This is a genomic window from Chitinophaga sp. XS-30 (genome assembly GCF_008086345.1).
Taxonomy (GTDB): domain Bacteria; phylum Bacteroidota; class Bacteroidia; order Chitinophagales; family Chitinophagaceae; genus Chitinophaga.
In genome coordinates this window covers 1,811,878-1,826,580 of record NZ_CP043006.1, presented here as the reverse complement: position 1 = coordinate 1,826,580, position 14,703 = coordinate 1,811,878, and the positions used below count along the sequence as shown (strand labels likewise).

Genomic DNA, 14,703 nt, shown 5'->3' with positions numbered 1-14,703 from the left:
GGTATCAGAAAAAATATCTCATGCAAGGAAGAGCAGGTACATTGCAAGGCAATAAACAGCCTGTCCGCATTGAACAGAGTCATGTTCAATACAGAATGATCACCTCTCTGACAGCGGCAATCAGCTATTTGTTCTGTGCAAGGTTTAGCGCTTTGTGCTGATGACTACGATTTAGAAATTGGTACTTGTCCTTCGATTTAGATCTGCTTTAATGGCATAAGTCTGCACTCAGGCTGAAACTCTGATTCTATTGTCCTCGATTTAGATATTATGTTTTTCGTTTGTTGTCCTTTAATATGGTCGTACCACATGTCTAATAACCTGGATCAGGTAATCGATTAAAGGGTGTTACGTTCAATACATTTACAGATTTGGCGGAGATTTGAACCATTTAGGCGTTATGGGTCTATCAACATTGTTAAGCATAATTTTCGATCTCGATTCTGGTAATACTACTAGGTCAATCTTACAATTCTTATTGCACCACTCCGGTGCCAGGTCACTGTTCCTAAGTTAGCTCGAAATTCGTCCTTTAAATTAATTCTACAAAAAAAATTTGGGGTAAATGAGCGGAAATATCATATTATACAACGTTTGTATCATATGCCGCGCTTAAAAAAATACCGGCACCCGGGCCTCTACCGCAACAACCCATTGATCTCACCATAAGCAATTGCACCTGCGGCATAAGTGAAAGTGCCCTTCTCCTGTATTTCCTGCGCTGCCTTGTAGAACGCACCGTAAGCTGCACGGACAAGGGATGATCCCAGGCTCACTCTTTTTACGCCCATATCTGCCAGCTCTTGCAGTGAAAAACTGACGTTACCAAGGCCCATCACTACATTCAACGGTTTCGGCGCCACGGCTTTGACAACGGTTTCGATCTCTTCCCGGGTCTTCAGTCCCGGCGCAAAAAGCACATCGGCCCCGGCTTCTGCATAGGCCACCAGGCGCCGGATGGTGTCCGGCATGTCCGGCCGGCCATAAATAAGGTTCTCCGCCCTTGCTGTCAGCATGAAAGGAAATGGCAGGCTACGCACCGCTTCTGCTGCGGCTTTTATCCGGTCAACAGACAGTTCGAAAGGATAGACGGGATCATCGGGACGCCCGGTGGCATCTTCAATAGAACCTCCTGCCAGGCCTGCCCCGGCTGCCTGCAAAATGACAGCAGCGCAGGCTTCCGGCGCATCGCCGTAACCATTCTCCAGATCGGCGGACACCGGCAGGTGTGTAGCGGTAACGATCTCCCGGATATTCCTTAGCGTTTCATCCCTGCTCACGGCGCCTTCGCCGTCCGGTTTCCCGAGAGAAAAGGCCAGCCCGGCACTGGTTGTAGCCAGCGCCTCAAACCCAAGGCCCGCAAGCATCCTGGCAGAACCGGCATCCCAGGGGTTAGGCGCTGCAAATATCCCCGCCCGTTCGTGCAGGGCCTTAAATACAATGGCTTTGGCATGTTGTTGTTCGTCGAATGCTGTATGCATGGGTCACTTTTTTTCAGGTTTCCTTTCCTCCATGCAAATTAGCTTTTTTGATGGTGCTATGGTAAACGGCGCACCCGGATATCCCGGAACCATACTTTATCGCCATGGTCCTGCAATGCAATATGACCATACCCGGTCTTCCCGTATTGCGGCATCGCGGCAAATTTGCTCTTATCCACCAGGTTTTGCCATTGCGTGCTGCCCAGGCGGTAATCCTGCACCTTCCTCCCATTGAGCCAGCACTGCACATGCCCGTTCCGCACCTTTAACCGCACACGATTCCATGCTCCCGCAGGTTTCACGGCATTTGCCAATGGCGCCATCAGATCATAGTTAGCCCCGGCTTTATGCGTCCCTTCCGCGCCTTTTGCGGCATCCGGATGCCGCTCATCATCCAGTATCTGTACTTCGGGACCGGTCTCATACACATAACGGAAATCTTCCGACACATGGAACAACAGGCCGCTGTTACCACCTTCGGATATTTTCCAATCCAGCCGCAGCTCAAAGTTGGAGAATTGTTCGCGGGTAACGATATATCCCCCGCCCTTTTGCGTCAACGCAAGCGCTCCGTCTTCGATCGTCCATTGCGCCGGAAGATGATCTTTCTGATATCCTCGCCAATGCGCGGTAGAGCTGCCGTCAAACAAGGGTATCCAGCCTCCGGCTGAAAAGCTGCCCAGCGGCAATGCGAGCAGCAACAACATCAGCAGCTTTCTGCTTTTGTACATAACTTATGATTTAAGGTGGAGCTGTATGGATAGCTTCATTTCCGCATCCCCGCCGGTTATTTCACCATGCACCCTTAACCAGTTGCCAAAATGCGCGACCTTGCAGCAGTAATGACCGGGTTGGTCTATCAGTGGAAAAACCGATCCTTCGGGTATCCAGTTGATGCCATCCGCTGATATCTCTGCCCAGGCTTTCAACTGCGCACCCTCATTGAGCGCTTCAACGATCAAAAAGAAAATGGCTTCGCCGGCCCACCCTGCTTCCATGGGATGAGAGGTGACCGTTCCTTTGAAATATTTCCTGCGTTCTACCGCAGCAGCGTGAAAATGTCTCATATTCATCTTTCCAGTAAATAACTATTCTGCTGAAATAACTACCGAATCCGCATAAAAAAAAACCCGCCTGTCCGTATCATTCTCCACCCACATGCTCGGGTTGAACAATCCTTTGATCCGTGCGTACGGGGCGGTCAGAGAGGGTTTCATGCCTCTCAGGTCAAAAATCCTGTTGCCGGACTGCAACTCCACGTACTCCCGTTTCTCCGTATCGATCAGCAGGCGCAGATAACTCCAGTTGATCTTGTCATCGCTTTCATTATAGCAGAGGTCCTGGTAACCGTCCGGCACCCATTCGAACCCGTCGGTAGCGCCATCGGGATAACGTTTTCCGTACCACATGGCATCGATGCCCCATTTGCACCAGTCGTCCTCCACCCCGTATGCCCATTCCACATCACTGGTTTCCCTGGCCCTGAATATCTGCCAGCGGCGGACCATTTTGCCATCGACGGCATTCAAATACCGGGCGCCGATAAAATAGCGGTGCTCATCGTCCTGGATATCGAAAAAAATACCGAAGGCCCGCATCGCCTGTTCGCTCAATCCCTGCCGGTCCTGCTCCGGTGTGTAGGCATACCACATTTCGTATTGCCGCAACCCTTTGGGGAGATGGGTGGTGAGCCGTTTGATGCCATGCGAAAGACTGCCGGGCGCGGGTGCTTCCGTATAGGGATTGGCAGCCTGCCGTGTGGATAGTTTCAGGGAATAGGTACCGTCCATCGAGCCATGCGTTCCCGCAAGCCGGAAGCTGGCACTGCTCAGCATCAGCGGCCCCCACTGTGTTTTGTCAACATGGCTGTATCTCAGTGTATTGAAATCTGTGCCGACATAATTCGGATGCAGGTCCATCCATCCGTTCAATCCTTTGTCGAAATCATCATAACATATGATCTTCTTTAACGGCTGATATTTGCCCAGTCCTGCATCCAGCGCAATGATGTGTTCCATAATTATTTTTCTTTCAAATGATCGTTGATAGTGTACCAGGTCAGCCCCTGAAGCTCTTTTCTGCCGGCGAACAGGCAGCTGGCGATATAACCGATGATACAGCAGCTCAGAAAGCCGATGGCGCTGTATAACCAGAAGCTCAGGGGAGTAAAGGTTTTGACGGTATAGAGGATCAGTCCGCTGGCGAATGCGCCGGTCAATGCACCGGTGGCATTGGCCCTGCGGGTAAAAATGCCGAGCATGAACAATGCGGTGGATGCCCCGATGAACAGGCCCGTGATCTCCTGGAAAACATCCAGGATGGAGTTAACGTCCATATACACCAATATCAGCGAAAGCCCTGTTGCAAAGCCCCCGAGTATCACCGTGGCGATCCTGGCCACTCTGGCTGTCTGCCGCTGCGTGATGTTTTTCCTGTACCGCCCGTAAAAATCTGTGGTAAAAATGGTGGCTACACTGTGTATAGATCCTTCGAGGGTGGACATGGAAGCTGCGAAGATCGCAGCGATGATCAGCCCGCTCAATCCCACCGGTGCATGCTGTGCAATGAACATCGGTAAAATGCCATCCGAAGCAATGGCCGGGCTCAGCTGTTCCGGATGCTGCTTGTAGAAAACATACAATGCGGTGCCCAGAGCGAATATCACCAGCGCCCAGGGTATGGATACCATTACATCCGCCCACACGCTCCGCTGAGCCTGCCGCAGGCTGCTGGTGGTCATATACCGCTGTACCACGGCCTGGTCTCCCGTGAGGTTGCCCAGGCGGATGAATGTGTTGCCGATCAGGATCACGAGCAATGTTGAAGAAGTAAATCCCCAGTCCGCCTGCCCCAAACTGAACTTCTGGTCCGCCATGCCGGTATGAAAAAAATCCGCCACCCCGCCATTCAATCCAGCCACCGCCAATACGAGGCATACCAGCGCACCACCGAACAAGAGGATGGCCTGTGCAACCTCTATCCATATCACGGCCTCTATTCCGCCTACTACCGTGTACAGCGTGCTTAGTATGCCCATAACGAGTATGCAGGTGATGGTATCCAGCGGCGTAACGGCGGAGAGGGCAAGCGACGGCAGATAAAGCACCAATCCCATTCTGGCCAGCTGGAACAGCACGAACACCGAAGCGGCAAAGAGCCTTGTACCGGCGCTGAAGCGCTCTTCGAGATAATGATAGGCACTGGCTACGTTGAGCTTTCTGATGAACGGGATATATGCGCGGGTGACCACCGGCACGGCAAGGAACCAGGTGAACACGCCGGCGAAATAGGCCCAGTTCACCGCATAGGCTTTTGCCGGAATGCTCATGAACCCGATGGCGCTGACCTGTGTGGCCATGATGCTGATGCCCGCTGCCCAGTAAGGCATGTTCTTGCTGCCCAGCAGGTAATCATCCGCAGCCTGTTTCCTGCGGGAGAAATAATAACTGATGAGCGCCAGCCCCAGGAGATAGAGCACCAGCGTGCTGTAATCTATCCAGCCGAATTCGCTCTTGCGGCCGGCGGTCTGCAGGGTGGCGATCTGTATGCTGCTGGTGCGCACACCCGGCCGCAGCTCACCTCCGGCAAGCAATAACCGGTCATGCCACCTTACTGCGGCTGCGCCCGCCACGCCTGTGGGAACATCTTCCAGCGGTACCCAGGTATCGGTGATGGTATGATAGGCGAAAACATCCTTTACCATATGACAATTCCCGGCCTGTGCAATGGCTTTATCCGCATCGTGCCCGTCTGATCCGCTGAACAGCACGATGTGCGTCTGCCCCAATGTGATCGCGGAACTGAACAATGCCGGCCGGGGAACTGGCGCAATGGCCTTCCAGCTGTTCCTGCGGAGATCGTAGGCAAAGGCATCATTAAGGTATCCATCCGGACCTTTACCGCCGAACAGGTAAAGCCCTTCGTATTCACCGTTGCTCTGGGCGGTCAATGCCGCACCGAATCTCGCAGCGCCCGGCCAGGCGGACAACTGTTCCCATTGCCCTGAGCTCCCTTCTTCCAGCGCCAGCTTCCGGAAAATCCGCCGCGGCCTGCCATAAGCATCCTGCCCTCCCGCAATGTAAATGTTGTCCCCGATCCTTGCGGCGGACAATGAGGCCAGCGGAAACGGCAGCCGGGGAAAGCTGGTATCTGTCTCCGTTCTGCCGGCAACGGGGTTCCATCGCAACAGGAATACCCTGTCTGAAACCGTTTGACCATCTGTTCCGCCGATGACGAGCAGGCCGTCACGAAAGTTTACATACGCGGCATTGGACAAAGGCGATGGAAGCCTCCCTGCTTCGGTCCATTGCATGGTTTGCGGGTCTGTGGCTACATAGATACGGTCGTGTACCGTCTTTAGACCTCCCTGCTGCAGCGGAGCGGTGAAATTGCTGCCACCGGCAATGATCAATGCACCGTTGCTGATACCCGCCACAACATGACTCAACCCGTCCTTTACCGGCAGTTCTTCCGCATCCCGCCATGAAAACCAGGAACTTTCCTGCGCCCGCGCGTCCACGGAAACGGTAATGAAAAAAGCGGTACACAACAGGCGTATATATTTTATCAGACTGATCTGCATATTATTCTTCATTTTCCAACAACCACTGCAAGCTGAAGCAGGCCGGTGAAACAGTTTCCGGCATATGCCCGTTTCCACTGTGACCATACAGGCAGGCAAATGCGAGGATGGTACCTTTGGCCCTCACGGTCAGACCATACACGAAATGCGCGAAAATACCGTCTTCATTGGCTTTCCATAATGTGGTCCGCTGCACGGTGTCCTGCCCTTTCGCGAGACAGGCACACAAAGTAAGCAGCAGTATGGCGGCACTTGTGATCTTTACCATTCGTCGTTCTGTTCTATTTTAGGATTCAGCAATCGCTCGTTGGCCGGTATCGGAAAAAGCAAATGTTTGTCGGAAACCGGGTATTCCGGATGAATGGCCTTTATCGTGGATACCAGTCGTTTGGTCCGCACGAGATCGAACCACCGGTGCCCTTCAAACCCCAGCTCCAGCACTCTTTCCAGCAGCACCGCATCCCGGAAGGATTCTTTTGACAGTCCTTCGAGGTCCGCCGGTGTAGCGGAAGGTACGCCATTACGGTTTCTCGCCCTTTCCCTGATGGTATTGATCATGAGATAAGCCTCCGCTGTAGGCCCGGACACTTCGTTGAGCGCTTCCGCTCTCATCAGGTACACATCAGCCAGCCGCAGCATCACGAAGTTCCCGGAAAATGCAGCGGCATCGCGGGTAGCGGCGGTTTTATCGATATACTTTTTGGCGGGACTGGGATAGGGAACAGACAGTTGCTGCCAGGTAATGGTGTTGCCGTTCCTGTCCGGACCGGATGTATAAAAAGTGCATTCCTTCCGGTAATCATCATCAGGATATTTATTGAAATATGCCAGTTCACAGGCTATAGATCCACCATCGGAAGCCGTCTGCCCGGGAACGACGATCATTCCCCTCGGCAACGAGAACGCGCCTAAAATACTGTGCTCACCGATTGAGATCAATTTCCGGTCGCCCTGCCATTCAAATAAAGATTCTGCATTGAACTCATCCTCCGCGCCGATCGCTTTTTCATAGTCCTGCTGCAACACATGCTGGGGCATGCCTATCACTTCACTGCAGAGGTCAGCACACGCTTGATAGTCGCCTGGCTGAGCGGCGCCGGAGGAGGCCCTTGTCAGATATACCTTCGCCAGCAATGCTTTGGCCGCGCCTTTCCTGGCTCTCCCATCCTGGTTATCGGGTGAAAGATGCAGCCCCGCAAATTCCAGGTCTGCGATGATCTGATTGTACACATCGGCAATCGGGGAACGGGAGATGTCTACTTCATCAAGCGAAGTCACTTCAATGGTCACCAGCGGCAGATCTCCCCATAGCCTGACACCATAAAAATAGCTGAGCGCCCTTAGAAACCTGGCTTCCGCCAGGTACTGCGTTTTCAGGGAATCATTCATGTCGATGCCCGCCACCCGGTTGATCACAATATTGGAAGCGTTGATAGCTGCATACATACTGTTCCACACTCTGGATACATCGTCATTGTCCGCCACGTAGGTGAATTCATCGAGGGGACGCTGCCCGGCAAGCGTAGGCGGCAGCGCTTCATCAGAAGCATACCAGGTGAGATAATGCAGCCTTCTGGCCATATAGGATTCGCTGTTGTTGCCCAGGGCGTCGTATGCACCGGTCAGCGCAATGAACGCATCTTCCGCTGTTTTATAATAGTTTTCCGGCGCCAGGAAACTCTTCGGTTCTTCCGCCAGGAATTTGCTGCAGGATGTACACAGCAAACCGGCCAGCACAAAAAGGAATATATATTTCATGATCTGATCCATTTTTTGTTAAAGCTTCAGGTTAATGCCGAACATGAGTGTTGTGGCAGTAGGGTAACCGCCGCCGCCATCGGGGTCATACCCCACATAATCCGTTCTTGTCCACAGGTTCTGGCCGGACAGGTAAACGCTTGATCCGGCGAAGCGTGGCAGTACGGTGGATGGAAAAGTATAGCTGAGCTGAACGTTGCGGACTTTCAGATAGGAAGCATCCATGAGCTGATAAGTGGATGTTAGCACATTGCTGTAACCGGCGCGGGGAATGTTGCCGTCCGGATTGCCCGGGGACCAGCGGTTCAGCAGGTTCACGGATTTGTTTCCTGAATCGGATGGATCGGTAAGCCCGGTGCCCTCTACCCTGTTCGCACCTGCCGAACCTTGCAGGAAAATGGTGAGCGCAAAATTTTTGTATCCAAAGGAATTATTGATGCCGTAGATAAATTCCGGCAGCGAATTACCCATCACGATCCTGTCATCCGCATCCAGCACGCCGTCCGGGTTCACATCCTGGTACCTCGCGTCTCCCGGTTTTACATTCGTTTGTACCGTTTGGGCGTCAATTTCAGCCTGATCGCGGAACACACCTTCGAATACATATCCCAGGTAATTCCCGGGAGGATAACCTACAAAAAGCGTGGTGGACGTTGCCCGGCCAAGGGAGGTGATCTCCGCGTTGTTGCGGGCAAAGTTCATATCGGCGGACCAGGTGAAATCGCCGGTGAAGATATCGGCGCCCAGATTCAGTTCGAAGCCTTTGTTCTGCAAACCGCCGGTATTGTACAATGCGCTGCTGTAGCCGGAGTATGCCGGAAGGTCTACCGTGAACAGCAGGTCCCGTGTATTCTTCCGGTAATAGTCCGCCGTCAGGCGAAGGCGGTCGTTAAAGAAAGCGAGGTCCAGCCCGATATCCCACTGTGCCGTTTTCTCCCATTTCAGCTCACCATTCTCCAGGCGGGTATGCCTTGCGGCGGGATATAACTTGTTATCGAAGATATAGGTATTGGATGTGGTCAATGTGGCCAGCGACTGATAGCTGCCGATCTCCTGGTTGCCGGTAAGGCCGTAGCTGCCTCTTATCTTCAGGTCGGACAGGAATTTCAGACCTTCCATAAAAGGTTCTTCCGACAAGCGGTAGCCCGCAGCCATGGAAGGGAAGTATCCCCATTTGTTGTTCGCGCCGAATCTGGATGAGCCATCCGCCCGGAAAGATACCGTCAGCAGATACTTGTTATCGTACTGATAATTCATCCTTCCGAGGAAAGAGGCCATGCTCCATTCGTTCAGGGAAGATGCGATGATGGTAGAGCCGGTGGCGCTTCCGATGGAGTTGATGCCCAGCCGGTCATCGGCAAAACCGGACGGCTGGGTAGTGGCGCTGAAGTCCTGCTCCTTTTGCCAGGAGAACCCGCCCAGCAGTTCCAGGTTATGTTTTTCCCGGAAGATCTTTGCATAACGCACGGTGTTCTCATTGAGTATATTGGTGACCTTGCGTTCGCCGATCATGCCCAGGCCTCCCAACAGCCCGCCGATATAGGTAGTGGCCCTGGGATAATACTCCTGGTTATTCCTGCTGATGAGGTTGATGCCGATCAGCGATTTGAAGGTCAGATCTTTCACCGGTTGATATTCCAGGGAAAGATTGCCGAGAAAATTATCGCCTTCGAGCTTGTTGCTGATGGTGAGGAGCGAGGCGACAGGGCTTTCTGCCTTCGCGGCATTATACCAGTAATCCACATAATTCCCGTTTTCATCGAAGACCGGAACAGTTGGCGAAGTGGCATAGATCTTTTCACCAACGGACCGGATGTTCCCGCTGCCCGCGCCGGTCGTTGGCACAGCGCGGTTGACCGTTCTGGAGAAGGACATGGATTGGGAGAATTTTACTTTCTCGTTCAGCTTTGCGTCCGCATTTACGCGGAAGGAATATCGCTTCAGGTTGGAATTGATCACAATACCATCCTGGTTGAAATAGTTGCCGGATACAAAGTATCGCAGATTGCCCTTTGCGCTGGACAGGGAAACCTGGTGATTCTGGATGGCAGCGGGCCTGAAAAGCTCGTCCTGCCAGTCAGTGCCTTTCCCGATAGCAGCGGGATCTGCGAAGGGAATGGGCAGGTTGCGCGATTCCGCCCAGTCATTCAGGTATTCGGCATGCTGCTGGCCATTCATCAGTTCCAGTTTGTTGGCAACGGTCTGTACACCGTAATAACCATTGTAGTCTACCGTCATTTTACTGCCGGAGCCACGTTTGGTAGTGATGATGATCACGCCGTTCGATCCCCTGGAGCCGTAGATGGCCGTGGCAGAAGCGTCTTTCAACACCTGTATGGATTCGATATCGTTCGGGTTCAGGGAAGCCAGCGCATTGGTTGGCGTGAACGTGCCATAAGAAGTGCCGGAAGGGTCTTTGCTGTTGTTATATACCGGTATGTCGTCTATCACAAAAAGCGGTTCGTTGCCTGCATTCAGCGAACTGGCGCCCCTGATCCGGATGTTCAGCCTTCCTCCGGGTGCACCGGAAGCCTGCGATACATCAACACCGGCGGCCCTTCCCTGTATCAGCTGATCTACACTGACGGCCGGCTGGTTCTTGATGGTGGATGCCGAAATGCTGGAGATCGCACCGGTGATATCTTTCCGCTGCTGGGTGCCGTAGCCTACCACAACAACTTCCTGCACGGAAGAAGAGGAAGCATCCATCATTATATGGATGGCCGACCGGCCGCCGATCTTTACTTCTTTTGTTTTGAAACCAATATAGGATACCACCAGCACCCCGTTGGCATCGGTTACGCTGATCCTGAAGTTCCCGGCGGAATCCGAGCGGGCCGCATTTCCTGTTCCTTTTTCGATCAGGCTGGCGCCGGCCAGCTTCTCCCCGCTTGCGGAAAGGATACTGCCGGTGATCACCCGCCCTTTTTCCTGGGCGCCGGCAGCAAGTGTGCATAACACGCAAAGCGTGAATAACGTGGAATAAAATTTCGTTCTCATAACGTTGAAGTTTTACTGTGTTGATATCGCCGTCAACAATTGATCTGTTTCAGCAAGTTTGAAACGGGTGCTTACGATGGAATTCTTGTTTTCTCCCGGCCGGTATTTGATATAGGTGGTAGCTACGAACGTTTCATCAGGCAGCAGCTCGATGCCGCTATATCCGCAATCCCAGGTTTTGTAGCTGTTCAGCAGCTTCAAACGGTACAGGCCGGGCCGGTTATGAATAATGTCATCGTAAGCGCCCACCCAGGCCATGTAACTGTTTTTGGTGGCGCTGGCCGGGCCGGTATCCCTGAAAACGATCACCAGTCTGCCATCCGTGCTGTATTTCGCTTTGTGCCGGTCGCCCCACAGCGGTTCCGGCGCGGGAACGGGGGCGGACCAGGTACGGCCTTCATCATTGCTGACCATGTACAGCGATACCTTTTTTACATTCTCGCGGATGAGGCACAGCAACTGTTTCCCGGATGGGGAACGGATGATCTCCGGCTCGCAGGGCTTCAGGCCCGCGGTATCCAGCACGGTGCGCAACGGCGCCCAGGTAAAACCACCGTCTTCAGAAATACTTTGTACCAGGATGCAGGATTTCTTTTCCACCATTTCGCCGGGCCTCCGCCTGTTGGTCATCCCCAGCAGTTTTTTACCGCCTTCAACGGGAACGATCGTGCAGAAAGGCATGCCCACCGGGCCGAGACCATTGCTTTGCATGGGCCCCCAGCCCCCGTCGTTAAAAACAGCCTGCTGCATATTTTTATCCGGCCCGTACCCGGCAAAGACGATCAGGTTGAGTTTCCCGGCCGGGTCCGGCAACAGGTACACCGCGGGGCAGTTGCCCGCCGTGATCCAGTTGGCAGGCACCGGTTCATTACGCCAGGTAAACCCGCCGTCACTGCTGCTTTTTGCCGGGCCGCATTTTCCGCCGTGGCCGTAAGTCCATACACAGTGGATCGTTTTGCCATCCGGCATCAGCGCTGTAGTGGGCTGTCCGTTATAAATATCCGCTGTACCCTGCGCAACCACTACTTGCCTCGCGGTATCTGTTGACAGATCGATCACCGGAAGGCCGGCCGACTTTTCATTTTGCAAAAAAGTTGACGCAAGAAGCCCTGTAAGCAGAAAATACATGCTTATGTTCATAAGTGTGGAACTTGAAAGTTTAAATATCCGGCCGGTTTATTGTCCTATATGTACTACATATATACAAATTAAAAGAGAATTTTCAAGTTTTCCTAATTTTTGGGAGAAAAACATTGGAGGTAAGGGTGTGCCGCTCCGCCGCAATGGCGGATGGCCGGTTAATGGGGATTGGGAGATGAAAATATGCTGCGGGGAAGATGTTGTTGGCGGACGGGTGACTAGCTTTCTGATGAAGCGGGATGTGGACAAAGGTGTTATGGAATAATGCCGTTGGCTGACGGGTGAGTAACTTTCTGCTGAAGTGAGAAGTGGACAAAAGTGTTACGGATGATGCCGTTGGCTGACGTGTGAGTAACTTTCTGATGAAGTGAATGCGAACAAAAAGTGTTTCAGGATGATACCGTTGGCCGCCCGGCACACGCAGCCTTCCGGCAGCAGCGTAACCGGAAGATGACGTTATCCGCGTTATAAACCGGAAGAATTATTTCAGCCGGTCGAAATGAGGCTTCAGATGCTCGTACATCCCGTTCTTGAAATCCTCTTTGGAGCCTTTGCGAAGGATATCCACCAGGCCACGGTGATCCACTTTGCCGCTGACGGGTTTGTTCACCAGGGTAACCACATAGGCAAAAACAGGGAGCAGCATGATCTGAAATCTTTTGAGGGTGCTGTTTCCCGTCATTTCATAGAGTTTGCCGTGAAAAGCGATCTCGTTCTTTACCAGGAAGGATTTGTCTTTATTGATCTCGTTGTTGGCGATCTGCTCCAGTTCATCGATATCCTTATCCGTCATACGCGCGTACAACAGATCGGCCAAACCCATCTCCAACACCAGCCGCAGTTCAAAAACATCGCGCAATGTAGTGTCATCGATGATAAGAGGATCGAGCACACGTTCGAAGGCCAGGAGTATATCCGGACTGGCCAGGACCATTCCCTTGCGTTTACGGCTTTCGATCATGCCGAGCATCCGCAGGCGGCTCAATGCTTCCCTGACCACATTCCGGCTAACCCCCAGGGCTTCAGCGAGATCGGTTTCCGTAGGAAGGGCATCCCCGGGTTTGAAAGACATGTTTTTCAGGTATTGACGCAGTTTCAACTCTACATCATCCGCCATGGTATTGGCCTTTATGCGCCCGAGACTTTTGCTCAGATCATTGATCAATTCTTCATTCATGCTGGTCCGGTTACTTTTCTAATATGTCCAACAAATATACAAAGTCCGGGCGGTAAGTTGCTTTATCCGGCAAACAGTATTGTCTGTGGGGTTGGCGCAGACCTTACATGATGCGCATGTACCTAGGCCCGGGGCTTGTCCGGCTGCTCCGTCAGGCGCCGCTGCTTCCCTCCCCATTCACTCAATTGCTTCAGAATAGGTCCCAGTTCCAGGGCCATCGGGGTTAACGTATATTCTACCTTCGGGGGAACCTCCGCATAAACGGTCCGCTTCACCAGACCATCCTGTTCCATGGCCTGCAATTGCAAGGTCAGCATACGCTCCGTAATGTGGGGAAACCCACGCTTCAACTCGCTGAACCGGAGTGTCTGATGCTCAAGTTTGTCCAGTATCTGCAATTTCCATCTGCCACCGATCTTGTTAACGGCATAGGTCAGATCACATTCAATGATGCATTTTTCATTGATAGAATACGTTGAGTTTTTCTTTCTGGCTGCCATTACTTACACGTTTGTATGTATCATACAATTGATTGTACCACCGGCAAATTAGCTGCTGACGGTTAGTTTTGCAAAGAAAATCTCAAAATTATGGATCTGTATCTGAAAGGAAAAACGGCGGTGGTGACCGGCGCCAGCCAGGGAATCGGGCGGGCGATCGTGAAAGCGCTTGCCATGGAAGGTGTTACAGTATTCGCCACTGCAAGAAATGAAAGATCGCTGGAGGACCTCAAAGCGGAAATAGCGGCAACCGGCGGCGTGGAACCCGTTATATTCACGCAGGACCTCACGGCGCCGGAAGGCCCGCAAAAGATCACGGCAGCAGCATTAACCGGACTGGGATATATTGACATCCTCGTCAACAATGCAGGCCGCAGCCAACCGGTAGGTATGACAGGGCCGGAAGAGGACTGGACAGCATCCATGATGCTGGATTTTGACCGCCCCAGGCAGCTCACCCAACAACTGTTGCCCCATTTTATAGAACGCAGACAGGGCGCTATCCTGAACCTTGCCAGCACATACGAGTTACGCAGCATCAATGTTTCGGCGGTTGCCAAATCCGCAATAGTAGCATGGTCCAAACAACTGGCGGGACAATTGGGGCAGTACGGCATCCGGGTGAATTGCCTGCAACCGGGGCTGATAGACACCGATAACATCCGCCGGTTCTTCCCTGGTGACGAACGCAAAGCATTCGCCGCCAGGGAAATACCGCTGGGCGATTTCGGTGAGCCGGAGGATATGGCCAACATGGCGGTTTTCCTCGTATCTCCCCGTGCACGGTATATTACCGGAAGTGTTGCTGTTGTGGATGGAGGAATGCGCCACCACCCGTTCTGATCCGTCAATAACGGGAAACGAATTGCCCGGCCATCACCTCCATCCGCCGCCCAGTGCCTCATACAAGCCAACAACCGCCTGCATTTGCTGCAGCTGTGTTTCTACCAGCTCGAACTTCGATTCCAGCGCATCGCGCCAAGTCATCAACACCTCGCTACTTTCTCATTTTCGGCTACATCAAAAGTCGTTTTGGATACTTCTGTTTTTTGATGTGTACTGACC

Annotated in this window: 13 protein-coding genes; 2 read left to right on the top strand and 11 right to left on the bottom strand. The window is 52.8% G+C overall.

Annotated features, from left to right (window positions below; genetic code table 11):
• Positions 1-638: 638 nt before the first annotated feature.
• The 9 genes from FW415_RS07660 to FW415_RS07620 are packed head-to-tail and all read right to left on the bottom strand — an operon-like array spanning position 639 to position 11,880.
• Positions 639-1,481: an oxaloacetate decarboxylase gene (locus tag FW415_RS07660; protein WP_148383681.1), complete on the bottom strand. Its 843-nt coding sequence runs from the start codon at positions 1,479-1,481 to the stop codon at positions 639-641.
• A 56-nt stretch (positions 1,482-1,537) separates the two neighbouring features.
• A complete protein-coding gene (locus FW415_RS07655) occupies positions 1,538-2,212 on the bottom strand; it encodes a DUF1080 domain-containing protein (RefSeq protein WP_148383680.1) in 675 nt (224 codons plus the stop codon).
• Between the two features lie 3 nt (positions 2,213-2,215).
• Positions 2,216-2,554 carry a hypothetical protein gene (locus FW415_RS07650; RefSeq protein WP_148383679.1) on the bottom strand — a complete coding sequence of 113 codons (339 nt, stop codon included), beginning with the start codon at positions 2,552-2,554 and terminating at the stop codon, positions 2,216-2,218.
• A 15-nt stretch (positions 2,555-2,569) separates the two neighbouring features.
• Entirely contained in the window at positions 2,570-3,499 is a 930-nt protein-coding gene (locus tag FW415_RS07645) for a DUF6772 family protein (protein WP_148383678.1), read from the bottom strand.
• A gap of 2 nt (positions 3,500-3,501) precedes the next feature.
• On the bottom strand, positions 3,502-6,063 hold the full coding sequence (locus FW415_RS07640; protein WP_168208722.1) for a sodium/solute symporter: 2,562 nt from the start codon (positions 6,061-6,063) through the stop codon (positions 3,502-3,504).
• 1 nt (position 6,064) lies between these two features.
• Entirely contained in the window at positions 6,065-6,331 is a 267-nt protein-coding gene (locus FW415_RS07635) for a hypothetical protein (protein WP_148383676.1), read from the bottom strand.
• Positions 6,325-7,821 carry a RagB/SusD family nutrient uptake outer membrane protein gene (locus FW415_RS07630; protein WP_168208721.1) on the bottom strand — a complete coding sequence of 499 codons (1,497 nt, stop codon included), beginning with the start codon at positions 7,819-7,821 and terminating at the stop codon, positions 6,325-6,327. The genes FW415_RS07635 and FW415_RS07630 overlap by 7 nt, the downstream gene beginning before the upstream one ends.
• 18 nt (positions 7,822-7,839) lie before the next feature.
• On the bottom strand, positions 7,840-10,821 hold the full coding sequence (locus tag FW415_RS07625; protein WP_148383674.1) for a TonB-dependent receptor: 2,982 nt from the start codon (positions 10,819-10,821) through the stop codon (positions 7,840-7,842).
• A 12-nt stretch (positions 10,822-10,833) separates the two neighbouring features.
• Positions 10,834-11,880, bottom strand: a complete 1,047-nt coding sequence (locus FW415_RS07620; RefSeq protein ID WP_246858967.1) for a sialidase family protein — start codon at positions 11,878-11,880, stop codon at positions 10,834-10,836.
• 73 nt (positions 11,881-11,953) lie between these two features.
• Here FW415_RS07620 and FW415_RS07615 point away from each other — a divergent pair, with 73 nt between their 5' ends.
• On the top strand, positions 11,954-12,226 hold the full coding sequence (locus FW415_RS07615; protein WP_148383673.1) for a hypothetical protein: 273 nt from the start codon (positions 11,954-11,956) through the stop codon (positions 12,224-12,226).
• 216 nt (positions 12,227-12,442) lie between these two features.
• Here the strand turns inward: FW415_RS07615 and FW415_RS07610 are convergent, their stop codons facing one another.
• Together FW415_RS07610 and FW415_RS07605 are read right to left on the bottom strand one after the other, a co-directional pair.
• A complete protein-coding gene (locus FW415_RS07610) occupies positions 12,443-13,138 on the bottom strand; it encodes a FadR/GntR family transcriptional regulator (RefSeq protein WP_148383672.1) in 696 nt (231 codons plus the stop codon).
• 122 nt (positions 13,139-13,260) lie between these two features.
• Positions 13,261-13,638 (bottom strand): helix-turn-helix domain-containing protein, encoded by a 378-nt coding sequence (locus tag FW415_RS07605; RefSeq protein WP_148383671.1) that lies wholly within the window; start codon positions 13,636-13,638, stop codon positions 13,261-13,263.
• Positions 13,639-13,728: 90 nt separating this feature from the next.
• Here FW415_RS07605 and FW415_RS07600 point away from each other — a divergent pair, with 90 nt between their 5' ends.
• Entirely contained in the window at positions 13,729-14,481 is a 753-nt protein-coding gene (locus tag FW415_RS07600) for an SDR family NAD(P)-dependent oxidoreductase (RefSeq protein WP_148383670.1), read from the top strand.
• The last annotated feature ends 222 nt before the right edge of the window (positions 14,482-14,703 follow it).

Excerpts from the sequence above, each read along its gene's own strand:
- FW415_RS07615 (WP_148383673.1), top strand. The coding sequence starts at position 11,954 with ATGTTCATAAGTGTGGAACTTGAAAGTTTAAATATCCGGCCGGTTTAT.
- FW415_RS07630 (WP_168208721.1), bottom strand. The coding sequence starts at position 7,821 with ATGAAATATATATTCCTTTTTGTGCTGGCCGGTTTGCTGTGTACATCC.
- FW415_RS07640 (WP_168208722.1), bottom strand. The coding sequence starts at position 6,063 with ATGCAGATCAGTCTGATAAAATATATACGCCTGTTGTGTACCGCTTTT.
- FW415_RS07600 (WP_148383670.1), top strand. The coding sequence starts at position 13,729 with ATGGATCTGTATCTGAAAGGAAAAACGGCGGTGGTGACCGGCGCCAGC.
- FW415_RS07610 (WP_148383672.1), bottom strand. The coding sequence starts at position 13,138 with ATGAATGAAGAATTGATCAATGATCTGAGCAAAAGTCTCGGGCGCATA.
- FW415_RS07645 (WP_148383678.1), bottom strand. The coding sequence starts at position 3,499 with ATGGAACACATCATTGCGCTGGATGCAGGACTGGGCAAATATCAGCCG.
- FW415_RS07660 (WP_148383681.1), bottom strand. The coding sequence starts at position 1,481 with ATGCATACAGCATTCGACGAACAACAACATGCCAAAGCCATTGTATTT.
- FW415_RS07650 (WP_148383679.1), bottom strand. The coding sequence starts at position 2,554 with ATGAATATGAGACATTTTCACGCTGCTGCGGTAGAACGCAGGAAATAT.
- FW415_RS07625 (WP_148383674.1), bottom strand. The coding sequence starts at position 10,821 with ATGAGAACGAAATTTTATTCCACGTTATTCACGCTTTGCGTGTTATGC.
- FW415_RS07655 (WP_148383680.1), bottom strand. The coding sequence starts at position 2,212 with ATGTACAAAAGCAGAAAGCTGCTGATGTTGTTGCTGCTCGCATTGCCG.
- FW415_RS07605 (WP_148383671.1), bottom strand. The coding sequence starts at position 13,638 with ATGGCAGCCAGAAAGAAAAACTCAACGTATTCTATCAATGAAAAATGC.
- FW415_RS07635 (WP_148383676.1), bottom strand. The coding sequence starts at position 6,331 with ATGGTAAAGATCACAAGTGCCGCCATACTGCTGCTTACTTTGTGTGCC.